11 protein-coding genes are annotated in these 25,271 nt (G+C 69.8%); 8 read left to right on the top strand and 3 right to left on the bottom strand.

What is annotated here, in order from left to right:
• Positions 1 to 4,017, top strand: a complete 4,017-nt coding sequence (locus tag BBK82_RS35690; RefSeq protein WP_065918894.1) for a non-ribosomal peptide synthetase — start codon at positions 1 to 3, stop codon at positions 4,015 to 4,017.
• Between the two features lie 53 nt (positions 4,018 to 4,070).
• Positions 4,071 to 5,117: an inosamine-phosphate amidinotransferase 1 gene (locus BBK82_RS35685; protein ID WP_065918893.1), complete on the top strand. Its 1,047-nt coding sequence runs from the start codon at positions 4,071 to 4,073 to the stop codon at positions 5,115 to 5,117.
• 12 nt (positions 5,118 to 5,129) lie between these two features.
• Here the strand turns inward: BBK82_RS35685 and BBK82_RS35680 are convergent, their stop codons facing one another.
• Positions 5,130 to 7,454, bottom strand: a complete 2,325-nt coding sequence (locus BBK82_RS35680) for a non-ribosomal peptide synthetase (protein ID WP_065918892.1) — start codon at positions 7,452 to 7,454, stop codon at positions 5,130 to 5,132.
• Between the two features lie 84 nt (positions 7,455 to 7,538).
• Between BBK82_RS35680 and BBK82_RS35675 the strand changes: the two genes are divergently transcribed.
• The 6 genes from BBK82_RS35675 to BBK82_RS35650 all read left to right on the top strand — a co-directional run bounded on the left by BBK82_RS35675 (position 7,539) and on the right by BBK82_RS35650 (position 22,848).
• On the top strand, positions 7,539 to 9,605 hold the full coding sequence (locus tag BBK82_RS35675) for an ABC transporter ATP-binding protein (protein ID WP_218920450.1): 2,067 nt from the start codon (positions 7,539 to 7,541) through the stop codon (positions 9,603 to 9,605).
• Complete coding sequence (locus BBK82_RS35670) at positions 9,602 to 11,410, top strand: ABC transporter ATP-binding protein (protein WP_071812744.1); 1,809 nt, start codon at positions 9,602 to 9,604, stop codon at positions 11,408 to 11,410. The genes BBK82_RS35675 and BBK82_RS35670 overlap by 4 nt, the downstream gene beginning before the upstream one ends.
• A gap of 487 nt (positions 11,411 to 11,897) precedes the next feature.
• The gene (locus BBK82_RS35665; protein ID WP_218920449.1) at positions 11,898 to 12,980 is read left to right on the top strand and encodes an ornithine cyclodeaminase family protein; all 1,083 of its coding nucleotides are present in this window, start codon (positions 11,898 to 11,900) and stop codon (positions 12,978 to 12,980) included.
• A 5-nt stretch (positions 12,981 to 12,985) separates the two neighbouring features.
• Entirely contained in the window at positions 12,986 to 14,578 is a 1,593-nt protein-coding gene (locus BBK82_RS35660; RefSeq protein ID WP_170068019.1) for an amino acid adenylation domain-containing protein, read from the top strand.
• 112 nt (positions 14,579 to 14,690) lie between these two features.
• A complete protein-coding gene (locus tag BBK82_RS35655; protein WP_065918888.1) occupies positions 14,691 to 21,653 on the top strand; it encodes a non-ribosomal peptide synthetase in 6,963 nt (2,320 codons plus the stop codon).
• Complete coding sequence (locus tag BBK82_RS35650; RefSeq protein WP_237047744.1) at positions 21,628 to 22,848, top strand: cytochrome P450; 1,221 nt, start codon at positions 21,628 to 21,630, stop codon at positions 22,846 to 22,848. Before BBK82_RS35655 ends, BBK82_RS35650 begins: the two co-directional genes overlap by 26 nt.
• Here the strand turns inward: BBK82_RS35650 and BBK82_RS35645 are convergent.
• A complete protein-coding gene (locus tag BBK82_RS35645; RefSeq protein WP_218920448.1) occupies positions 22,805 to 24,412 on the bottom strand; it encodes an amino acid adenylation domain-containing protein in 1,608 nt (535 codons plus the stop codon). The two genes, BBK82_RS35650 and BBK82_RS35645, sit on opposite strands and share 44 nt — an antisense overlap.
• Positions 24,388 to 25,239 carry a putative nonproteinogenic amino acid hydroxylase gene (locus BBK82_RS35640; protein WP_154697687.1) on the bottom strand — a complete coding sequence of 284 codons (852 nt, stop codon included), beginning with the start codon at positions 25,237 to 25,239 and terminating at the stop codon, positions 24,388 to 24,390. The genes BBK82_RS35645 and BBK82_RS35640 overlap by 25 nt, the downstream gene beginning before the upstream one ends.
• Positions 25,240 to 25,271: the final 32 nt, after the last annotated feature.

Raw genomic sequence — 25,271 nt, 5'->3', positions numbered from 1 at the left:
ATGGCCAGGGCGATCTTCGAACGATTCGCAGCGCTGCCTGTCCTGGAACGAACCCGGTTCCTGCGACGCGCGCTGCACGACCCGGCGACCCGGCGACAGCTGGCACTGTCGCCGGCGCAGCGGCGTCTCTGGCTCCTGCACCGCTTCGACCCGCACAGCGCGGTCTACAACGTGCCGGCCGTGTTCCGCTTCCGCACCGCGATCGACAGCGAGGCGCTGCGGCGCGCGTTCACCGAGGTCTGCGAACGCCACGAGGTGCTGCGCTCGCGCTTCCTGGAGATCGACGGGGAACCGGTCGCGTTGATGGCGGCGGCAGGGCCCGACTTCAGAACGGTGGCCCTGCCGGCGGCCGACGCGGCCCGCGAGGAGATCCGCGACCGGCTCGTCGCCGAGGAGGTCCTGCGGCCGTTCGAGCTGGCGACGGAGCCACCGGTGCGCGGGCTCGTGATCACCTCGGCCGCCGACGAGCACCTGGTCGTCATCACCATGCACCACATCGTGACCGACGCCCGGTCACTGGCGATCGTGCTGGCCGAGCTGTCCGCCTGTTACGACGCCCAGCTCGCCGGGCGGCCGGCGGCGCTGCCGCAACCACGGCTTCAGTACTCCGACCACATCGCATGGCTCGAGGACCCGGCGCGACGCGACCGGCTGGACTCCGACCTCAGGCACTGGCTGACCGTCCTGGACGGCGCGCCGGCCGAGCTCGACCTGCCCCTGGACTTCGAGCGCCCGGCCAGGCCGACGCTGCGCGGCGCCACGGTCACGGCCACGGTGTCGGCCGGCTCCGCCCGGCACCTGCTCGAGATCGCCAGGCAGCACGGCGCGAGCCCGTTCATGGCCTTCGCGGCAGCCTACGCGGTGCTGCTGGGGCAGTACAGCGGGCAGGACGACGTCCTGATCGGCTTTCCGGAGGCCGGCCGTAGCGGGCCGATGTCCGAGGTGGTCGGGATGTTCGTGAACACGGTCGTCCTGCGGTCGGATCTGGCCGGCGACCCCTCGTTCAGCCGCCTGTTGGACCAGACCCGCGGCGCGGTGCTGGCTGCGCGTGAGCACGCGTCCGTTCCGCTGGAGACCGTGGTGCGGGCCCTGGGTGTCGCCGGGGTTCGGGATCGCAACCCCCTGTTCCAGGCGTTCTTCGCCTACCACCCCGACGACCAGAGCACGTTCGAGCTCGGCGGGGCCGGAGGGGAACCGCAGCCGGCCGCGGTCGGAAACGCGGCCTTCGACCTCGATCTCGCGGTGGAGGCCATGCCGGACGGCTCGGCGAAGTTGACGCTCGCCTACGCCACCGACCTGTTCGCCCAAGGCACCGCCGAGCGCATGCTGGGCCACCTCGGGCGGATCATCGAGGCGGTGACGAGAGACGCGACAGCGCCCGTCAGCGCGGTCCTCGTTCCGGACGCGGCCGAGCGCGCCGCGCTCGCCACACCGGCCCGGCCGTCGCTGCCGCCGACAGTCGACTGCCTGCACGACTTCGCCGACCTCGGCATCCGCGAACATCCCGACGCCGTCGCGGTGACCCACGCCGGCCACCGCGTCACCTACCGGGAACTGGACGAGCGGGCGAACCGGCTGGCCTGGCGGCTGCGCGCGCTCGGCGTGCGCCCGGACACGCCGGTGGCACTGTGCCTGCCGCGCGATCACCGCGTGCTGTGGGTGATCCTGGGCATCCTGCGCGCCGGCGGAGCCTATGTGCCGCTGGATCCGGCACTGCCGGCTGAAAGGCTGCGGTTCCAGGCGACGGATTCCGGCGCCCGGATCGTCGTCACCGACCAGGTCGGGCTGGCGCGGCTCGGCGACTGGCCCGAGACCGCGGTCTGCCTGGACGAACCCGCCGAAGCGCTCGCCCTGGCCGGGTGCCGTGCCACGGCGCCCCCGCCGGCAGCCGGCCCCGGAAACCTCGCCTACGTGCTGTACACCTCCGGGTCGACGGGACAGCCCAAGGCCGTCGCGGTGGAGCACGGGAGTGTCGTCGGCCTGATGGAGTTCTACCGCACGGTGTTGCGGCCCGGTGACCTGGCCGCGGTTCTGGGCTGCACGCCGATCGGGTTCGACGCGACCATCCTGGAGTACTTCGCGACCCTGCACTTCGGCGGCACCGTCCACATGGTCGACTCCGTGTTCGACCGCGCCTCGCTGCCCGATCCCGAAGCCATCACGCTGATCCAGATCGCCCCGAGCCTCCTCGCCCGGCTGCTCGACCACGGCCCGTTGCCCGCCGATCTGAGCCTGGTGCTCATCGGCGGCGAGCCGTTGCCGGCCGCGCTGCCGGAACGCATCCACGCCGCCCGGCCGGCCGCGCGCGTGTTCAACATCTACGGCGTCACCGAATGCACCGTCGACGCCACGTGGGCGCTGATCTCGCCTGGCGAGCACCGGCGCGGCCTGGGCGACCCGTTGCCCGGCATGCGCTGCCACATCCTGGACGAGCGGGGCAACCCGGTCCCGGCGGGCGCTCGGGGAGAGCTGTTCCTCGCCGGTCCGGCCGTCGCACGCGGCTATGTGAACCGCGACGAGCTGACCCGGGAGCGGTTCGTGCCGGACCCGTTCCGCCCCGGAAAGCGGATGTACCGCACCGGGGACCTGGTCCGGCTCCGAGACGACGGCCAGTTCGAGTACCTGGGTCGCGTCGACCGCCAGGTGAAGATCCACGGCTCGCGGGTCGAGCCGGCCGAAGTGGAGGCGGCGCTGACCGCGCACCCGGCGGTCGCCATGGCGGCCGTCGTCGCCCGGCTGACCGAGGACGGGGACAGGCAGCTGGTGGCCTACATCGCGGTGGGCGACGGTGGATCGGTGCCCTCAGACCTGAGGACCCACCTGGCCGCACAGCTCCCACGCCACATGGTGCCCGCGGCCGTGGTTCCGCTGGCCGCGCTCCCCTTGAACCCGAACGGGAAACTCGACACCTCGGCCCTGCCCCCGGCTCAGGCGGCGGCACCGCCCCCCGCCGACCGGCCGGCGCCGCCGCCGCGCACCGACGCCGAGCACATCCTCGCCCTCATCTGGAGGGACGTCCTGGGCCGGACGGTGGGCCCGCACGACGACTTCTTCGCCGTCGGCGGAGACTCCATGGCGGCGATGCGGGTCGTGGCACGCATCCGCGAGGCGTTCGGAGCGGACGTGCCCGCCGACGCACTGTTCCAGTTCCCCACCGTCGCCGAACTCGCCGACGCCGTCGTGACCGGCAAAGGCAGCCCCACGGGTCTGCGCGTGCTGCGCCAGCACGGCACACGTCCGCCGCTGGTCCTGATCCAGACGGCCGGCACCGGGGTCATACCGTTGATCGAACTGGTCAGGGCGCTCGGTGACGACCGGCCCGTCTACGGGCTCGAACCGGTCGGGCTGTACGACGACACCCCTCCGCCGCGTTCGATCCACGAAATCGCTGACCTGTACTGGAAACGGCTCGCCGACATCGGCGTCGCGGGACCGGTCGTGCTGATGGGGTGGTGCACGGGCGGCGCGATCGCCTACGAGATGGGGCGCCGCGGCCCTGCGTCGGACGCGCACCGGATCATCATGCTGGACACTGTTTTCGGCGCGGAGGGACACCCCGAGGGCGAGGCCGCCGAGGCCGTCGTCAAGAGCCACAACATGCTGATCGCGGCGTGGTCGGCCGCGCAGCCCGGCGGGGTGTACGACGAGGAGCGGATGGCAGCCGAGGGGCTGGATCCGGCGACGCTCACCGACGGCCGCGCCCCCGCGGAACACCTGCTGGAGTGGGCCCGCCGGACCGGCCTGGCCGACGCCACGACCACCGCCGCCGAGCTCGCCCGCTCCGCCCGCGTGCAGGCCGCCAACCTGCACGCCCTCGACGACTACGTGCCCGGGCCGGCCGGCGTTCCGACGCTGTTCCTGCAGTCCGAGTTGGACGGACACGGCCGGGCCGATCCGCTGGTGCCGCTGCTGGGCGATCTGCTGACGGTCAGGGTCGTGCCCGGCGACCACCGAACCATGCTGAAGCCCCCACACGTGGCGGCGGCCGTAGCAGCCGCCACCGAGTGGCTGGGCTAGGACCGGGCTGATCTCCGCCGTCCCGACACGTACCCCGAAAGGAACACCCTGTCGTGTCATTGGTTTCTTTGCACAACGAGTGGGACCCCCTGGAGGAGATGATCGTCGGCATCGCCGACAACGCCAGGGTCCCGGGCGCCGAACCCGGTCTGTTCGCCGTCGACTACGCCGACATGTACGACAGCCCGGACCAGGTGCCGAGCGGTCCCTACGACGCCAGGGTCATCGAGGAGACCGCGGAGGACCTCCAGATCTTCGCCGACTTCCTGACCGCCAACGGCGTCACCGTCCGCCGGCCGGTGCCCACCGACCACGCGGCCCGGTTCGGCACACCCGACTGGACGGCCGACGGCGAGTCCAACTACTGCCCGCGCGACGTGCTCCTGACCGTCGGTGACAAGATCATCGAAACCCCCATGGTGCTGCGAACCCGCTACTTCGAGCCGTTCGCCTACAAGGAGATGCTGCTCGAGTACTTCGCGTCCGGAGCCAACTGGATCTCCGCCCCCAAGCCCCGGCTGGCCGACGGGACGTACCGGCTGCGTCCCCAGGACGGGCAGGTCCTCGGCGAACTCGAGCCGCTGTTCGACGCCGCCAACGTGCTGCGGGCCGGCCGCGACCTGCTGTACCTGGTGTCGGCCAGCGGCAATCGGCTCGGAGCCGAGTGGTTGCAGCGCGTGCTCGGCGAGGAGTACACCGTGCACGCCCTCGAGGGCGTGTACGGCGGCACCCACATCGACACGACCATCTCCCTGATCCGCCCCGGCCTCATGGTGCTCAACCCCACGCGGGTGCGGCCCGACGACCTGCCGCCGCCTTTCAAGAAGTGGGATTTCATCTCGTGCCCGCCGTTGCCGGACAACGATCCCGAGGCGCCGTGGCTGCGGGCGACGACCTGGATCGGCATGAACCTCGTCATGGTCAACCCCGGCCTCGCGGTCGTCGACCCGAGCCACGGCCCGTTGATCGCCGAGCTCGAACGACACGGCATCGACGTCGCCCCGCTGCGGCTGCGCCACTCGCGCCGTCTCAGTGGCGGATTCCACTGCGTCTCACTGGATGTGCGACGCAGTGGAATCCTGGAGGACTACGGGTCATGACTCCCTGAGCGGCTACGACACCTGATCCGGGGCCCCTGGGCTCTGGAACTCGTCGAGCAGCCGGGCCAGCGCGTCGGGGTCCTGCGACGCCTGTACCGGCGGCTCGTCCCGCGTCACCGCCACCGACGTCCCGCGCGCCGCGCGCACCTGCTCGGCGACGGCACGGACGGTGGCGGTGGCGAAGAAGTCGTTCACGCTGATCATCACGCCCAGCCGGTCCTCGATCGCCTCCAGCACCGAGAGGCCGAGCAGGCTGTGCCCGCCGAGGAGGAAGAAGTCGTCGTCGACCGCCACCGGGCGGCCGCCCAGGGCTTCGCGGAACACCTCGGTGACGGCCACCTCGACCGCGTCCCGGTCCACCGGATCGCCGCCCTCGTAGGCGGCGGAGGCCAGCGCTCGCCGGTGGACCTCCCCGCTGTCGTCGATCTCGACGTCCGCCGCCCGCACCCCCGGAATCCGGCCCAGCACGTCCGCCACCTCATCGCTGTCGACTCGCTGCCCCTGGATCGTGATCCGGTCCTCGACCCGGCCGGCGAACTCCAGCACACCGTCCGGCCGCCACCACCCCAGGTCGCCGGTGTCGTGTTCCCGGTCGAACGGCACCGGCGGTTCGGTCGCGAACGCGGCGGCGGTCAGGCCGGGCCGGCCCGGATACCCGTCGGCGAGGCCGTGGCCGGACAGTCGAATCGCGCCGACGAAGCCGGGCGGCAGATCCCGGCCCGTCGCGGTGACCACGCGCACGACGGTGTTGGGCAAAGGCGAGCCGATCGGAAACCTGGGGCTGCCTTCGGCGTCGTGGTCGAACACCGTCACTCCCACCGAGTTCTCCGCGGGGCCGTACTCGATGACCAGGCGCACGCCGGGCAGCACCGCCCGGTGCCGCGCGACCAGATCGGCCGGCATCGGCTCGCCGGCCACGGTGACCAGCCGGAGCGAGTTCGCAACTGGTGCCAGGTCGTCCAGCAGCAACCGGTACGTGCTGGGCGTGACGGTGAACTGGCTGACGCGGTGGCGGGCCACCACGTCGGCGAGCTCGGCCGGCTTGGTGCCGACCGGGTCGGCCAGGACCACTCGTCCTCCGGCCGAAAGGACGGGGAACAGGTCGGACATCGAGCTGTCGCAGGCACGTGACGGGATCTGCAGCAGCGTGACCTCGCCGTCCGACCCGTTGTGTGCGATCTTCCACCGCACATGGTCGGCGACGGCGCGGTGCCGTACCACGACGCCCTTGGGGGTGTCGGTGGGTCCCGATGTGTAGAGGACGTAGGCGATGTCGTCGGCGTTCGGCTCCGACGCCGGGACCGGGGCCGGCGGATCCGAGACGTCGTCCGCCGGGTTGATGATGACCAACCCGGGCCGCGCCGCGGCCATGCCGACGCCGAGGTCCCGGTCGGACAGGACGACATCGATGCCCGCGTCCGCCAGGACGGCGGCGGTCCACTCGACCGGGGCGTGCCGGTCCAGAGGCACGTAGGCGGCACGGGCCCGCAGGACGCCGAGGATCGCCGGGACCGCGTGGATGCTCTCGCCGGTGTCGACGCCGACCATCCCGCCCGGCTCGACGCCGAGCGCGGCCAACCGCGCCGCGACGCCTCCCGCGGCCTCCCACAACTGGCCGTAGGTCAGCGACCGGTGGCCGGCCACGACGGCCTGACGCTCGGGATCGGCCGCCGCGACCATCGCGATGGGCGCGGTCAACGTGGTGTCGCACGCCTCGGACGTGTAGCGCCCGCGACCGTGCGCACGCGCGGCGGCGAGGTCCTCCGGCGCGCCTGCAGCCGCCTCGGCAAGCGGCCGCCGGGGTTCTTCGAACGCGGTGAGAACGGCGGTCACCGAACGGAGGAGGACGTGGAGGAACCACGGTTCGGCCAGGTCGGCGGCGGCGGCGGCGACGAGATCCCGTCGTTCGCCGGATGGAGCGCCCAGCGTCACCCGCAGCGCCCCGGCGGCGCCCGCGTCGTCGCCGACCCGCTGGGAACCGACCAGCAAAGCACCGGCGACGTCGACGGGTGCCGTGCCGCCGGCCGCGGCGCGCAACGCGCCGTCCAGCCTGACGACCAACTGCGCCGGTGTCGTCGCGTCGTCGAGTTCCACCGCCACGGTCACCGGTCCGGTCGGACCGACGACTGCCAGGCCGACCTCGTTCGTGTGCTCCGCCAAGCCGACGGTCCAGGCGACGGCCGCGGCGAGGACCACGAGCTCTTCCAGCGGCCGGTCACCGGAAATGGCGGCGAGCGCGCGCCGTGCCCGTTGCGGCAGCGGCGCCGTGGCCCTTGCCGGGTCACCGGTGACCGAGGTCGTGAACCTGGGCCGCAGCGCGGTCGGTTTCGGAGTCATCGACTGTTTCCCCCAATTAGCCTGAGCTCGAAGCCCTCTCCACACGAATAATTCGATCCTATCCGCGATCGCCTGACGTCGGCCATGGCCGACTGCGGTGACACCGATGCTTCCGGCAGTTCACATCGACACCCCACTGGTGGTGCCGCCTCGGCATTTCGCAATTGCCCGGCCGACCTGCCGGACTGGAGGCGGGGTGCACAGTTGAACACGGCTGTTTTACGCGGGACTGCCGATCTGTTAGGTTCCACACGCAAGAGGCGGACTTGCCGAGGTCGGCTGTCCCGGTTCCGCGTGATGAAGCCAGCCATTGGCCTCAGCGGCAATGTCAAAGCCCCGGATGCCGATCCGCCCGCCTGTCGAACCAGAACGCACTGGGGGCCCGAATTTCATGACGCGACGAGCATGGCCGTCAATTTGACACGGGGACGAATCGAGATGGATTCGGGTGTTCTGGCGCCGGTCGCGAGCCGTCCGTTGCCGGCCGTCGAGGATGTGAACGTCCGGTCGTCCTCGGCTTTTTTGTCGTGGTTGATGCGCAAGCAGGCGGGGCTAGTCTGGCTCGGCATCTTCTCGGCGTGCGTGTGGATGGCCAGCCTCGGGCTCGCCCCGTTCGCCCTTGGTCGCGGTGTCGATGCGATAGCCGACGGGCACATGGATGGCGTGTTGTGGTGGGCGGGCGTCATCGTCGGTCTGGGTCTGCTCACCACCGCCGGCAGTCTGCTGCTGCACCGGTGCGAGACCATCGGCAAGCTCGAGGCCAACTTCCTGGTGATCCGGCTGGTGGCCAGGCATGCGACGAGGCTGGGTGCGCGGCTGTCCGACCAGACGGCGACCGGCGAGGTGGCGGCCGTCGGGACGGCGGACGTCTCCCGCATCGGCTCGTTGCCCGGCGCCATGGCGCGCAGTGCCGGCAGCGCGGTGACGATCCTCGTGGTGGCGTTGGTACTGCTGTCCACCTCGGTTCCGCTGGGGCTGCTGGTGCTGGTCGGCGCTCCGGCGCTGTTGATCGCCACCGGCCCGCTGTTGAGCCCGCTGCACCGGCGGGTCGGGCAGTACCGCGATCTGCAGGGGGACTTGACCGTGCGGGCCAACGACATCGTCGCGGGCCTGCGCGTGCTGCGCGGGATCGGCGGCGAGGAGGTGTTCGGCCGGCGGTACCGATCGGATTCCCAGCGTCTCCGTCAGGCGGGCGTGCAGGTCGCCAGGCTGGAATCGGTGCTGCCCGCCGCCCAGGTGGTGCTGCCGGGCATCTTGGTCGTGGCGGTCGTCTGGATCGGCGGGCGGCTCGCCGTCAGCGGTGCGATCACCGGCGGTGATCTGGTGGCGGCCTTCGGATACGCGGCCTTCCTGCAGATCCCGATGCGGATCATCACCTCGGACCTCCACCTGGTGATCGGCGCCAACGTCGCGGCGCGGCGCGCGGTACAGCTGCTGGCGCTCGAACCGGACCCCACCGCGGGCGCCAGGCCGGTCCCGCTCCCGGAGGACCTGACCCTGCACGACCCCACGTCCGGACTGACAGCCCGCCACGGCCGGTTGACCGCCCTCGTCTCGCGTTCGCCGGAGGACGCCGCCGAACTGGCCGCCCGCCTCGGCCGGTACACCGGCGGGGCGGTGACGCTGAACGGGACACCGCTGGAGACGCTGCCCGCCGAGCAGGTGCGGCGGCTCATCCTGGTCGTGGACGACAGCCAGGCCCTGTTCACCGGCGTGCTGCGGGAGGAGTTCGGCGACCTGCCGGACGACGAACTCGACGAGGTGTTGCGCGCCGCCCACGCCCTGGACGTCCTGACCGCGCTTCCGGACGGCTTGCGCACCATGATCACCGAGCGGGGCACGTCGTTCTCCGGCGGCGAGCAGCAGCGACTGCGCCTGGCCAGGGCACTCGCCGCCAAGCCCGCGATTCTCGTCCTGGTCGAACCGACCAGTGCCGTGGACGCCAACACCGAGGCGCTTGTCGCCGAAGGCATTCGCCGGATGCGGGCGGGGCGGACCACCGTGGTCGTGAGCACCAGCCCGTTGCTGCTCGACCGTGCCGACGACGTCGCCTATCTCGACAACGGCAGGGTGACCGCCACCGGGACTCACGCGCAGCTGCTGGCCACCACTCCGGAATACGCCGAGACCGTGATGCGGGATGTGAAATGAGTTTTCCCGTTGCCGACGCCGTGACGGTCCGCCGCTACGTCCGTGGACTGATCCGCAGCGAAAAAGGCCTGCTGGGCCGCACCACCTTCTGGTTCGTCATCGCCACCGCGTGCGGCCTGGCGGTACCCGCCCTGGTGGGAAGCGTGGTGGACGCGGTCAGCCGGGGTACCGCGACGACCACACGCCTGGACCTCACCGTAGCGGCGATCATCTGTCTGCTCCTGCTGCAGGGCCTGCTGATCCGACACGCCCGCTTCCTCGGCGCGCGGCTGGGCGAGAAGGTGCTCGCCGGCATCAGGGAGGAGTTCATCACCGAGGTGCTGGCCCTTCCGCTGTCCGCGACCGAGAAGGCCGGCACCGGAGACCTGCTCACCCGCAGCACCAACGACGTCCAGTCGCTGTCGAACGCCGTGCGGGTCGCGGCCCCCACGATCCTCGTGGCGAGTCTGTCGGTGGTCCTCACCCTGGCCGCGATCGTGATCACGAGCCCCCTCATGCTCCTGCCGTGCCTGCTCGCCGCGCCGCTGGTCGTGGGTGCGACCCGCTGGTACCTGCGGCGTGCCCGTCCCGCCTACCTCGCCGCGGCGGCCAGCTCTTCATCGCTGACCCAGGGCCTGACCGAAACCGTGACCGCCGCCAAGACCGTGGAGGCGCTGGGTCTGGCCGACCGCCGGATCCACCGCACCGACACCGACGTGAGCCGGTCGAACGCCGCTCAGCGCCGCACGCTGGCCCTGCGCTGTGTTTGGTACCCGCTGATGGACTTCGGTTACATCCTGCCGGTCGCCCTGAGCGTCCTGTTCGGCGGAGTGTTCGCCCTCAACGGCTGGTTGTCGGTGGGCCAGGTCGTCGCGGCCACCCTGTACATCAGAGCCATCATCGATCCGCTCGACGAACTGGTGGGCTGGCTCGACGAGCTGCAGGTCGGAGACGCCTCGCTGGCACGACTGATCGGTGTGCACGACGCCGTCACCCCGACCGGGTCCACCGGTAGTCCCGTCGCCGACGACGCCGTCACGGACAACACGATCGTCGCGACCGGCGTCAGCTTCGCCTACCGGCACGGGCACGACGTGCTCCACCACGTTGACCTGCGGGTCAAACCGGGCGAGCGGGTCGCGATCGTCGGACCGTCGGGTGCGGGCAAGTCGACGTTCGGCAAAATCCTCGCCGGGATCCACGTCCCCCGAAGCGGCTCGGTCAGCGTGGGCGAGACCGCGTTGCACGAACTGCCACCGCATGAACTGCGGCGCCACGTCGCCCTGGTGACCCAGGAGCACTACGTGTTCACCGGAACCATCCACGACAACGTCGCACTGGCCAAGGCCGACATCACCACTGAAGCCGCGACGGCCGCCCTGGAAGCCGTGAACGCCATGACCTGGGTCCGCGGCCTGCCCGACGGCCTCGACACCGTGGTGGGCTCGGGAGGTGTTCCGATCTCCCCCGGTCGTGCACAGCAACTCGCGCTCGCCCGGCTGGTCCTCGCCAACCCGCACACCCTGGTGCTCGACGAAGCCACCTCGCTCATGGACCCCGGCGCCGCCCGGCAACTGGAACAGTCGCTCGCCGCCGTGCTCGAAGGCCGCACCGTCATCTCCATCGCCCACCGGCTCCACACGGCGCACGACGCGGACACCGTGGTCGTCATGGACAACGGGCGGATCACCGAACAAGGCAGCCACGACGAACTCGTCGCCGCGGCAGGCGCGTACGCGCGCCTTTGGGACTCCTGGCACGGCCACACCACCGCCGCGGCACCGGTGCAGGATCGCTGCTCCGGCGGCGACGGTGTGCCGGGCTGAGGTCCGGCGGGACCGCTGCACACCCGGTTTCCGCGCCTTTTCCGCGGATGCCAGGGGCTTCGAACGGTGTTCAACCGTGCCGCCGGCCTCGGCGCCGCGTTCGCCGTCTCGACCACGACCCACCGACACCACGTCGCCGCCCTGTGCCAAGCCGGGCTGATCACCTTGGCGACAAAGAGCTGTCACGCCCATATCGCGGCTACGACCAGACCAACCGCGGCGTGATCACCCTGTGCAAGTGCGCGGATTTCTTTGTCAAACAACACAATCATGAGACGATGACTGAGCCACGAACTGTCAGGAACAGCTGGGGAGCAGACGGCGTGGCTGGGAAACAAGGTTCGTGACACCGCTCGTGCGGAGAATGCGGGATCCGAGGGATCCGGCGCATTGCGAACCTGAATCAGCCGGACTTTCGCTGTCCGCCTGACGCGTGAACACCTCGTTCCGCCGATCCTCTGTCCCACTTGATGAAGGGAAAAGACTGGTGAAGTCGGCGCCCACTCGAGTACTCGATGCCGATGCCGTCGCGGCCATCGTCGCGAATGTCGGCTTGGGAACTCTCTACGACCTCGCAATCGAACGGCTCACCAGAGTGCTCACCGCCGAGACGCCTTCGCACGTCGAAATGAAGGAACGGGACGGTTTTACCCTGACCTGGCCCCAGCTCGGGCTCCTGGAATGGATGCCGGCCGTGCGGCACGGCGCGACGGTGTCCATCAAGATGGTGGGCTACAACCCGCACAACCCGTCGAAGTTCCAGCTGCCGACGATCCTGTCCACGCTGTACGCGTTCGATTCCGAATCGGGTCATCTCAGGACGATCGTGGACGGCACGTTCGCCACCGCGATCAGGACGGGTGCCGCTTCGGTGGTGGCCAGCCGGATTCTCGCCCGGTCGGACAGCAGCGTTCTCGGGCTCGTCGGCTGCGGGGTCCAGGCCGTGACCCAGCTGCACGCGCTGGCACGGGCCTTCCCCCTCACCGAGGTTCTGATCCACGACCCGCTCCTGCACGCCGAGGCCGGTTTCGCCGCCAGGGCCCGGTTCCCGAGTGGCGTGATCCGGGTGGCGCCGCTCGCGGAGGTGGAGCGGCTGGCTGACATCCTGTGCACGACGACGTCGGTCATGCCGGAGCAGGGACCCGTCATCGACGGCACCGCCTTGAAGCCGTCCGTTCACATCAACGCCGTGGGCTCGGACATGCCGGGCAAGACCGAGCTCCCCCTGGCGCTGCTGCGAGGCTCGGTCGTCTGTCCAGACCAGACCGAACAGGCGCTGGCCGAGGGCGAGTGCCAGCAGCTCGACGTGGACGAGATCGGGCCGTCCCTGGGAGACCTGCTGCAGGACCCGGAGAAGCATGCCGGCCTCAAGGAGGTCCGGACGGTCTACGATTCGACCGGCCTCGCGCTGCAGGACCTGGTGATGGCCGAACTGTTCGAGGAGCTCGCCGCTCAGGCCGGGATAGGCCACGACATCTACCTCGAGTCGAGCGCCGGCGACCCCTACGATCCGTATTCCTTCCTCCCCCCTGAGGCCGTGCGTTTCGTTCCCGCACCGCGTCAGGTGTGATGCACATGGAGCACACGCACGGACGCTATGGGCCGGTGGTGGACATCGGGGCGACCACCGTTCTCGAGTTCATCGATCGTGAATGCGCCGCGCACCCGCACGCACCAGCAGTCCAGGCACCGGGCCGGGTGGTGAGCTACGCGGAACTGGACCAGCTCGCCGACACCGTGGCGCACCGCCTGGTCAGCGAGCACGGGGTCGGGCCTTCGGACACCGTGGCGATCGCCGCGCAGGCCGGCATCGAGTTCACCGCGGCACTGCTGGGCACCCTCCGCGCCGGCGCCGCGTACCTGCCGATCGACATCACCTATCCCAGACAACGCATCGAGCAGATCTTCCGCGCCAGCCACGCCAAGCTGATCGCGATCACCCCGGACACCGGCGCGGATCTCCTCCTGGAACGCGACGACATCCAGTCCGGAAGTGGAAGCACCACCACGCTCGAGAGCTTGCTGGCGGCGCCGGGCGAGGTCGAGCCAGCTCTTGTCCGGCCGGCCATCGATCCCTCTGATCCCGCTTACGTCATCTTCACCTCGGGTTCGACCGGTGCGCCGAAAGGCATCGTGCAGACACACCGCTGCTTGGCCAACTTCGTCGCCTGGCAGGTCGCGGACTCCGGATTGGGCAGGGGTCGGCGGGTGCTGCAGTCGGCTCCGCTCAGTTTCGACGTCTCGGTGCAGGAGATCTTCTACACGCTCGCTTCCGGCGGCTGCCTGTGCGTGCCCGACAAAGACACGAAGAGCGACGTGCGCGCACTGGTCGACTTCATCGTCGACGAAGAAGTAGAGGTGGTGGACTTCCCCCAGTCGCTGATCGAAACGATCATGTCGCTGCCCACGAACTTCCAGCACGCACCCGCACTCCGTCACATCGTGAGCGCCGGTGAGGTCGTGCGCATCACGCCCGCGCTGGAAGCGCTGCTCGAACAGCGGCCCGAACTCACCATCCACAACCACTACGGACCGGCCGAGAACCACATGGTGTTGAGCCATTCGATGAGCAGCCCCAGGGGGAACGTCGAACCGCTGCCGCCGGTCGGGTCGCTGATCTGGAACACGTACGTCTACATCCTCGACGAGAACGAACGCCCGGTCGCCGACGGTGAGATCGGCGAGATCTACATCGGTGGTGCCGGTGTGGCCAGGGGCTACACCGATCCGGTCCTGACCGAGTCCGCTTTCGTCCCGGACCCGTTCCGTCCTGGCTCGCGGGTGTACCGGACCAGAGACCGCGGCAGCTGGCGGCCGGACGGCATCGTGCAACTGCACGGTCGTATGGACGACCACATAAAGATCCGCGGCTACTCGGTGGAGCCACGAGAGGTCGAAACACACGTCGCGCAGCTGCCAGGGGTCCACTCCGTCGCGGTGTTCGGAGCGCGCCGTCCCGGCGGCGCCGCGGAACTGCAGGCTGCCGTGGTGGGCGAACCGCCGTCCGTGATGGAGCTGCGCCGTTCGCTGCTGGCGGTCCTACCGGACTACATGGTGCCGGTCCGATGGTGGTTGGTCGAAGACTTCCCGTTCTCGCCCAACGGAAAGCTCAACCGCAATGCGCTGCCGGGCCCGGCCGCCCGCCCACTGCCGACAGTGCGCGCCTAGGCCGTTGCGGTGCTCGACCGGGGGGTCGGTTGTGGCCCGTCACGTACGTCGTCATGAACCCATGCGCGTGGGCGCTCCGGACTACGACTACGCAAGGTGGTTGTGAGAATTGATGGATGACAACACTGTCAGCGAGGCGTGGATCGCTCGACTGTCGGGCGTGCGCGGTGTGCCGTTGCAGGACACCAGCGACCCGACGGCAGAACTCGTCGCCGAATGCCGCCTGACGCCCGAGGCGACCGCACAGATCGATGCGCTGACCGGTCGCGACCCCGTGGGTCTCCAGCTGGTGGCGGTGGCGGCCACCCGGTTGTTCCTGTCCGTTCTCGATGAACACCCACAGCACGCGGTTCTGCTGCCCGCCCCTGCGGGCCCCGGCGGCGAAGTGGCGCTGGCCGCCGCGCTCGACCTCTCCGCACCGGTGGCGGACTTCCTCACCGCCCTGCACGAAGAACTCGAGTCCGCGGCCGCGTTGTCGTGGACCGATCGTTCGGCGGTCACCAGGCGGCTGGAACTCGTCGGGCTCCCGGTCGCCGGCACGCTGTCGCAGATCGCCGTCGTGTGTGAGGAATCGCGGGGAAGCCTGCTGGGACCGGTCGCCCTGCGGCTGACGGTGCGCCGGACCGCCGAGGGCCTGGTCGTCCGCGGACGGCACCGGCGAACGACCGCGCGCGAAGCCCACGCCGCGGCACGCTGCGTGGCCGCGGCGATGGCGGCGATCGCCGCACAACCGCGGACACCCGCGGGCGCTGTCGACGTGCTGGGTCCCGAACAACGGTCCGAGCTGGAATCGTGGTCGGGACTGCCCTGCGTGGAGGAGTTCCCCGCGGCCACGCTGATCACACTGGTCGACGAGTCGGCCTCGCGCACGCCCCACGAGGACGCCGTCGCCGACGGCACCGTGTCCTGGAGCCACCAGCGACTGCGGCAGCAGTCCACCAGGGCGGCCGGGTTGCTCACCGCCAGGCACGGCATCGCCGCGGGTTCCAGGGTGGCGCTGCTGCTCCCCCGAGGACCCGAACTGGTCCTGGCGATCGTCGCGGTCCTGCGTGCCGGCGCGTCGTGCGTGCCACTCGACCCGTCCCATCCGCTGACTCGGCTCGCCCGTCAGCTGCACCTCAGCCAGGCCGTCTGCGTCGTCTCGGACCGGGCCGACCTTCCCGGCGGCGCAGACCTGCCGGTGGTGCTGGCCGGCGAGCTCGCGGACGCGTCCGACGCGGCGACTCCACCGCCCGGACCCGCGCCCGACGACGAGGCCGCCGTGTTGTTCACGTCCGGGTCCACCGGTCTTCCCCGCCCCGTGGCGGTGACGCATCGTCAGTTCGCCCACAAGGCACTCACCTCGGGGCGGCTCGTCGGGTTCGCCGAGGACACCCGGTGCGCGATGCTCTCGGCGGTCACCTCCGACGTGCTCTTCTACCAGATCTTCGCCACTCTTGTCGCTGGTGGCTGTGTGGTACCGGTCGAAGCGCCGCAGACGCTTTCTCCGGAAGAGTTCTGGTCGGTCCTGCGCGAGGGCCGCGTCAACACGCTCAACTGCACTCCCTCTTTGCTCGCGGTCATGGCCGAGGGTCTGCCCGAGATCAGCGAGCAGCAGATACGCCTCCTCCTGCTGGGCGCCGACGAGATCCCCCCTGGAATGCTGCCCCGGCTGGCGACGCGCCTGCGCGTGCGGACCTTCGGGAATCTGTACGGGCCCACGGAGGCCACCATCGACGCCACGACGTTCCTCTGCTCCGGCGAACGGCTCGGCGAACTGGTGACCGTGCCGATCGGAAGGCCCTCGCCGGGTTTCGGCGTCCTGGTCCTCACCGGAAGAGGAGACCACGCGCCGGTCGGCGTACCGGGTGAGATCCACGTGCTCGGTCCGGCCGTGGTCGAAGGTTATCTCGACGAGGCGCCGACCGGTCCCGGCCGGTTCTGCGAGCTTCCGTCCCAGCCGGGTGTCCGGGCATTCCGCACCGGCGACTTCGGCCGTTGGAACGCTCGTGGGGAGATCGAGTTCCTCGGCCGCCGCGACCGGCAGATCAAGATCCACGGCAATCGGCTCGAACTCGGCGAGGTCGAGGCCGCCCTTCGCGACATACCGGAGATCTCGGAATCCGTGGTGATCCCCGTCGTCACCGCCGATGAGCCGCCGGTCCTCGTCGCGGCGTACACCGCGAAGCAGGAGCTGCCGGCAGCGCAGGTCCGCAGCGCCCTCAGCGCGGCCCTTCCGGCCTACATGGTGCCGGGCAAGGCGCTGCAGTTGGCCGCCATACCGCTCACCCTGCACGGAAAAGTGGATCGCGCGGCGATCCTCGCCGTCGCCGCTGCCGCCGATACCGGCACCTGGGAACCGGCAGACGAGGTGGAACGCCTCGTCTTCAGCGTCTGGTCAGAGGTCCTGGGCGCGCCACCCGCCCACGCGGATCAGGACCTGTTCGCGGCGGGCGGCCACAGTCTCACCGCCGCCCTTCTGGCAGCCAGGCTGGCCGGACGGACGAGCGGCGCGGCGACGATCACCGTGCGGCAGGTGTTCGCCGTGCGCACGCCGGCGGGGATCACGGCCGCCCTCCGTGACTCGGCCGAGCGGCCCAGCAGCCTGCCGGACCTGATCTCCCCGTGGCCCGCGAGCCCGCCTCCGGTGGCGGCCAGCAACGCCCAGTTGCGGATGTGGTTCATCGAGCAGTACGACGAGGGCGACCGACGGCCCTACAACATGGTGGAGGCATTCCGCCTGCACGACGAGCACACCGAAGCCGCCCTGTCCGCAGCGGTGGACAAGTTGCTCATGCGGCACCACGCCCTGCGCACGGTGCTGAGGGGCGACGCTGCCGACATGGTCCAGGTGGTGCTCGATCCGCAGGAGGTCGCGGGCGAACTGCGAACGGTTCCGGTGCCGCCAGGTGCGATGGACGAGATGCTGCGGCAGGTCGTCGACGCGGAGCAGCGCTGGAAGGTGAACATGAGCAGCGGCCCGCTGCTCCACGCGATCTGGCTGAAGGAGGACGGGCAGGCAGGCGGCATCCTGATCGTCTCCGTGCACCACAGCATGTGTGACGGCTGGTCTCTTGCCGTGCTCGCGCGCGATCTGCTGGGGTTTCTCAGCCCCGCCGGCCGCGAGACGGGCGATCCGGTGCAGTACGGGCAGTACGTCCAGGCGCAACGAAGCCTGCCCCACGCGGCGGCACGTGACGCGGAAAGCCTCGCGTTCTGGCGGCAGACGCTGGCGGACGTTCCCAGCCTGGACCTTCCGCTGGATCGCCCGCGGCCGGCGATCCGCAGCTCCGCCGCTCGCGTGGTGCGGCTGTCGATGGACGAGGAGACCGCAGCGAGGCTGCAGCGGTTGTGCGGTGATCTCGGTGCCACGCCGTTCATGGCCATGGTCGCCGTCATCAGGGTGTTGCTGCTGCGGCTGTGCGGAGCCGAGGACGTTCCGATCGGCACCACGGTCGCGGGCCGGGACGACCCCAGACTCGCCGATTCGGTCGGCATGTTCGTCAACACGATCGTGCTGCGGACGCTGGTGGACCCGGACCGCGGCTTCCGTGATCTGGTGACGGCCGTGGCGAACCACGCCGCACTGCTGCGCGAGCACGAGGAGTTCCCCTTCGACGCGCTGGTCGAAGGACTCGCGATCGAGCGCACGCCGAGCCGCCAACCGCTCTTCGACGTGTTCATCGAACCTGTCTTCTCCCTCATCGCGCCGCAGGACGCCGAGCGGGTCGACCACCTTCAGCTCGAGAACGCCGTGAGCGGCTTCGACCTGGCGTTCAGCGTCGAGACGCTGCAGGCCGGCCGGCCGTTCCAGGTCTCCATCACCTATCGCCAGGACGTCCTGGACCACCAGACCGTGCAGCGCATGGCCGATCAGCTTCGACACCTGGTGGACGGTCTGCTGGCTGATCCCGAGGCGCCGGTGGGCTCCGTGCCGGTCCTGCCCGACGACCAGCGCGACGAGCTGCTCGCCACCGCGACGGGCGGGCAGGTGGACCGGTCGTCCGCCGGCACGCTGCTGGATCTGGTGACGCGCCAGGTCGAGCGCGACCCGGACGCCAGGGCCGTCGTCTCCGGAGAACGGGTTCTCAGCTACGCGGAGCTGGACCGGCTCGCCGACGACCTCGCCGCCAGGCTCGTGTCGGCAACGGGGGCCGGCCCCGGCCACGTCGTGGGAATCGCCGACGAACGTGACGAGTGGTTGCCGATCGGACTCCTCGCCATCCTGAAAACGGGTGCCGCGTTCCTCGTCATGGACCCTGAACAGCCGACGGCCCGGTTGTCCCAGCTCGTGTCCAGCAGCGGGGCAACGGCGGTGCTGGCCCACCAGAGGCTCGCGGAGTCGTTGGACGCCCTGGACGCCATCGTGCTCACGCTGGACGGGAACGCGGCACTCCCTTCCGACCAGCCCGCACCAGCGGTCGACGCTCGACCGGACGACCTGGCCTACGTCGTCTACACCTCTGGCTCCACCGGAACCCCGAAGGGGGTCATGGTGGAACACGGCGCGATTCTCAACACGATCCAGTTCCGCATCGACTACTACGGACTCGGCCCGGGCAGCGGTGTCCTGCAGGTTTCCCCGGTTCACTGCGACTCGGGAATCAGCGACGTCTTCAGCGCGCTGGGCTCCGGTGCGTCACTCGTGATCGCCACCAGGGAGGAACTGCTCAGTCCCGAGAGGGTCGCCGGACTCGTCTCGCGCGAACGGGTGACCCACGCGGTCATGGTTCCCAGCCTGTACGAGCTCATGACCGACTACGGCGCCGGCGCACTGCGGAACCTCCGGCAGTTGGTGCTCTGCGGCGAGCGGGTCACGGAGACCCACACCGCCAGGCACGCCGGCCTGCTTCCGACGACCGAGCTGTACAACGAATACGGTCCCGCGGAAGACGCCGTGCTCACGACCATCCACCGGTTGGACGTCGCGGCCGGCAGCGTGTCGATCGGCCGGCCGCTGCCGAACAAGTGGGTGGACCTGCTCGACGAACGCGGGGAACTCGTTCCGCTCGGCGGGACCGGCGAGATGTGCGTGAGCGGAACGGGCTTGGCCCGGGGTTACCGCGACCTCCCCGACCTGACAGCTCAACGTTTCACCGTGAACCCGGTCAGGCCCGGTGTCCGGATGTACCGCACAGGCGACCTGGCCCGCTGGCTGCCGGACGGCACACTCCAGTACCTGGGCCGCAAGGACGACCAGGTCAAGATTCGCGGGAACCGGGTCGAACCCGGCGAGGTCGCCGCCGTGCTGGCAAAGGCCCCGAACGTACGAGCCGCGGCCGTGATCGCGACACCGGGGCCCGACACACCGATGCGCTTGGTGGCGTACTTCGTGGGGACAGCCGACGTGCCCGGCCTCCGGGCGTTCCTGTCGGCACGGCTGCCCGCGTTCATGCTGCCGGAGAGCTACGTCGTGCTGGAGGCGCTGCCCCTCACCGCCAACGGGAAGCTGAACCGCCGAGCGCTGCCCCCACCCGCTGACAGCCGGGCGACACCTGGCACGCGGCAACCGTTCACCCCGGCGGAGCAGCGCATCGCCGAGGTGTGGTCCGCGATCCTCGGTCAGCCGGTGGATGATCTGGACACCCGTCTGTTCGACCTCGGCGGACACAGCCTGACCGCCGCCCGCATCGCGACAGAACTGGGCACCTCCGTCCGCACGCTCTTCGCCAACCAGACGGTGCGCAAGCTGGCAGCCGTGTTGGCGCCTGGGACATCGGTCCGGCCGGTGCCCGGCGGCGCACCGGTTCGGGACGCGTCGAAGCCGGTTCCACTCGCCAGGGCGCAGCGCCGCGTGTGGCTGACGTCGACCCGGATCTCACCGGACGTCTTCGTCAACACCGACCTCGTGCGACTGGGCCGGCGGATGGACGCCGAGACCCTGCGTCGTGCCCTGGTGGCGGTCATGAACCGCCAGGACGTGCTGCGCGCCCACGTGCGGGCGAAAGGCACGACGGCCGAGTTGGTCGTGCTGGACCAGGACTCCGTTGCCGCGCCTTTGTCGGTTGTGGAGTTGCCCGGTGCGAGCCCGGACGGCCCGGAGGTGGCGGCGGCGATCCGGTCGGCACGTGCTGTCTCCTTCGCGCTGGATCGCGCGCCCCTGTTCGCGATGTGCCTGATCACCGGTCCGGTCGGCGGCGACCTGCTCACGGTGACGGCGCACCACCTGATCTACGACGGGGCGAGCACCCAGATCCTGCTCGACGACCTGCTGACCGCCTGCGAACTGGCGCTCACCGACGAGCGACCGGTGCTGCCCCCACTCCCCTACTCCTACCGGGACTGGATCGCCGAGGAGGAGAGCTGGCTCGACGGGGCCGAGGCCCGGGAACAGGAACAGTTCTGGCGCGAGCGGCTCGACGGCGTCGCGGAATCCCCGGATCCAGTGGACGCGCGCCGACGCGGCACCAAGCGCGGCCTGACCGGGCTGGCCGACCGGACGCTGTCCGCCGACATGCTGAAGCGGGCACCCGCGACTCCGTACGCGATCGTGGTCACGGCGTTCGCGGCGACGCTGCGGCGCAGGACGCACGCCGAGGACTTCGCCGTCGGGTGCGCGACCAGCCTGCGGCACCGGCCAGAAGCCGACGCCGTCGTCGGTTTCCTCGCCAACGTCGTACCCGTGCGCCTCGAGATGCGGCAGCCCGACGCCAAACTCGGCGACCTTCTCTTCCACGTCCAGGAGCGGATCACTGAGGCGTACGCGAACTCGCGGCTCCCGTTCGACGTGATCGCCGAGAAGCTGTCGCTGCCGGCGCGTCCCGGCCGCAGCGTCCTGCTCGACCTCGGCGTTAGCTGGGGGAACGCCATGGTGAACAGCACCGACTGCGTCATCGAGGACGTGGAGCCGACGCAGGTCACCGCGACCAGCGACCTGTGGCTCTACGGGAGCCTGGACGGGGACGACCTGAACCTCCAGCTCCGCTACGACGACAACCTGGTGTCCGCCGTGGAAGCCGAGTCGTTCATCGATCAGATCGCCCAACTCGTCGGCGACGTGGCCTCCGGCGCCGCGATTCCGCTGGCCGACGACACCGGGTCAGCAGTGCCGGACAGGAGGGAGTCCTGGGGTGAAACCATCTTCGAATTCGAGTAGTCAGCAGATCGATCCGCCGTTCGAGATCAACCTGGTGGACCCGGAGCTGTATTCGGACGGCGATCCGCACGAGGTGTGGCGGTGGCTGCGGGCGAACGATCCGGTGCGCTGGCATCCGCCCGGTGACCTGCCGGGTTTCTGGATCCTGACAACGTACGACGACGTCCTCGCCGTCTATCGCGACCCGGTTGCCTTCAGCTCGGAAAAGGGAATCCTGTTGCGGCCCGCGGAGTACGGTCCCGACCCCGGCGGCGGCCGCACGCTGGCGCTCACCGATCCGCCGCGCCATCGGCAGCTCAGGGGTTTGGTGCACGACCAGTTCGTTCTTCGTTCCGTGCGATCTCTCGAAGCGGAGATACGGGGCATCGCGCGCGAGGTCGTGCTGCAGGCGGTCGAGCGTGAGCGGTGTGACTTCGTGACCGACGTCGCGGCCCGGATACCGCTTTACGTCATCTGCAACATGATGGGCGTTCCCAGAAGCGACTGGGAAAGCGTTCTCGAACTCACGACACTCGCGTTCGGCGGGTCCGATCCCGAGACGCGCACCCTCGCACACATGGACATTCTGCAGTACTTCACCGAGCTCGCCGCGGAGCGCGGCAAACGCCCCGCCGACGACCTGGTGAGCATTCTGGCGACCGCGGAGGTCGACGGTAGGAAGCTCACCCCGGACGAGGTCCTCCTCAACTGTGACAACCTGCTCGTGGGCGGGACCGAGAACACCCGTATCGCCGCGGCCGGCGGTGTGGAGGCCTTGCTCCAGCATCCGGACCAGTGGCACAGGTTGTCCGAGAACCCGGAGTTGGTGCCGTCCGCGGTGGAGGAGGTGCTGCGCTGGACGTCCACCGCCACCCACATCATGCGCACTGCCACCGGGCCGGCCGTCATTCGCGACCGGCACATCCAGGCCGGAGAGCGGGTGACCCTGTGGAACCCGTCCGCCAACCGGGACGAGAACGTCTTCCCCGACTCGGATCGTTTCGATGTCGGGCGGCAACCGAATCGGCATCTCGCGCTGGGATCGGGTGAACACTTCTGCCTCGGCGGCACCCTCGCCCGCGCCGAACTTCGATTCCTCTACGAGGAACTGCTGACGACCACCCGGCACATCGAGCTCGACGGCGTGCCGACCCGGTTGAGTTCCATTGTCGTCAACGGTCTTGAGCGGATGCCCGTGCGGATGGTCCCCCGGTGACATCGCGCAAAGCCGGCAGGCTCGCCCGATCGAGCTTGCCGGATGCGGTCAACGGCATGTCGGACAGGGTCACGATCTGACTGGGAACCATGTGGGCGGGCAATCGGGCGGCACAGTGGTCGAGCAGTTCCCGATGCAGCTGTTCGCTCGCGTTCACCGAATCCACGGGGACGAGGTACGCCACCAGCAGGCTCTCCCTCGGTGGCACGTCCTCCACAGCCGCGACCGCGTCCAGAACGTGCGCGTGGCTTCTGAGGACCGCCTCGATCTCGCCCAGTTCGACGCGGTAGCCGCGCAGGTTCACCTGGCGGTCGTTGCGACCGAGGTACTCGTAGGAACCGTCGGGGAGTCGCCTGGCCAGGTCGCCGGTCCGGTACCAGGTCCGCTCGACCCCGTCGAGGTCGAGCAGCCGGAAGCGCTCGGCCGTGAGGTCCGGCCGCCCCAGGTACCCGCCGGCGACTCCGGCCCCCGCGACCTGGATCTCTCCCACGTCGCCGGCCGGGACCTCGATGCCACGGGCGTCGAGCAGAGCGAGCTCGAGATGGGGAAGAGGGCGGCCGATCCAGGTGCCGCCGACGTCTTCCGCCACGTGCTCGGCCTCGAGTCGCCCGTAGGTGACGTGCACCGTGGTCTCCGTGATTCCGTACATGTTGATGAGCGCCTCGGCGCCGGGCCGCAGTTGCATCCAGCGACGCGCGGAGACTCGATCCAGTGGCTCGCCGCCGAAGACGACGTACCGCAGCGCCAGCTCGACGGCGGCACGCTCATACGTTCTCACCAGGTATTTGAAGTAACTCGGCACCTGGTTGAGCACGGTGATCCGCTCGCGGGCGAGCAGGTCGAGGAAGGCCGCCGGGTTGCGGGCCGTCTTCGCGGGCACGATGACGAGCCGGCCACCGAACAGCAGCGCTCCCCACATCTCCCAGACGGCGAAGTCGAAGCTGTAGCTGAAGAACTGCGACCAGACATCTTCCGGGCCGAACGCGAACAGGTCATCGACGCAGGCGCCGAACAGCGCCAGTACCGCACTTTCCGCGACCGGCACGCCTTTGGGAACGCCGGTGGAGCCGGAGGTGTAGATCACGTAGGCCGGAGTGTCCGTCAGGTGCGCCGCGGAGGGCTGTTCGAGTTGCCGGACACCTGCCACGCGGCGGACACGGGAAAGCTCCGCGGGCAGCAGCCCACTCGCCGTCTCACCCGCGATGACCGTCCTGATCCCACTGTCCTCCGTCATGAACCGAAGGCGCTCGCGCGGGTAGGCCGGGTCGAGCGGGACGTAGCCGCAACCGTGGCTCAGCACCGCGAGAATCGCCGCCATGACCTCCCACCCACGCTCCAGACTGATGCCGACGAGATCGCCGGCCTGCACGCCACAGTCCTGAAGCCCGTGGCGGTACTCGGCGGCGGCCTCGTCGAGTCGGGCGTAGGTGATCTGCTCGGACCCGTCCGTCACCGCCACCGCGTGCGGAGTGCGTGCCGCGTGCGCGGCAAAGGTCCCGTAGAGCGACCCGATTTCGAGGAACGACTCCGCCCTGCCGATCACCACGTGAAGCTTTCGCGCCACGCTCGCTTCTCGAGGCAGAAGACGCGGAAGTCCTCAGCCAGGGCGATGAGCTTTTCGTCACCACATCGGGTGGCGGCGCGCTTGAACCAGGTGAAGACGTCAGTGGCATCGGACGCGCGTTCGAAATGAGTGATCGCCAGGGCGCGGAAGATCGATTTCGCGGATTCGCGAGTCAACGGTCCCAGGGTGTCCACGAGCCCGGCGATCTCCTGTTCGGAGATGGGCGGGCGTCGCATGATGCGGACGTCGTCGGTCGCGGGAATCGTGTGGTGGATGTCGCGTTCGGGGTCGAAGCCGTCGCCCGCGAAGTCGAGGCACAACGAGAGCCGGGCAGGACCTGGGGCACTGTAGGCCGAGTGCGGGTCAACCGTCTGGATCTGCCAGACCTCACCCGCGCGCAAATGGTACACGGTGCTGTTCTCCGAATGCAGTGACCCCTCGCTCGTACGCAGCGGCACTTGGACGCGAACGCCGGGCCGATCGAATTCCAAGAAGTCTCGATGAGGAGCCAGGATGCCGTCCTGCAACCCGAATATCCGGACCCACTGGAGCGCGGTGGTGGTGAAGTGCCTGCGCACGAAAGCCATGATCCCCGGCAGGCGGTCACCGAGGTCGGTCGTGGTCAGCTCGCCCGAATGCGGACGGAATGCGCTGTCGTTCTGCGCACCGGACTCGTTGGCGAGCACGTAGCTCACCCACCTGCCGAAGGTGAAGGCGTCATACTCGTCCGGAGCGGTCTCGGCGTCGATCAACGCCAGCTCGCCCGCGAGGTCCGGTATGTCGAGAGGGAGCACTGCGATTCGCCGCGATTTGAGCACAGATGACATAGTGGCAGAATGCACGACCCGCCAACCGCCTG

Origin of the sequence: Lentzea guizhouensis, from assembly GCF_001701025.1 — a bacterium.
Classification (GTDB): domain Bacteria; phylum Actinomycetota; class Actinomycetes; order Mycobacteriales; family Pseudonocardiaceae; genus Lentzea; species Lentzea guizhouensis.
The sequence above is the reverse complement of the archived record's forward strand: the minus strand, read 5'-3'. Positions and strand labels throughout refer to the sequence as shown.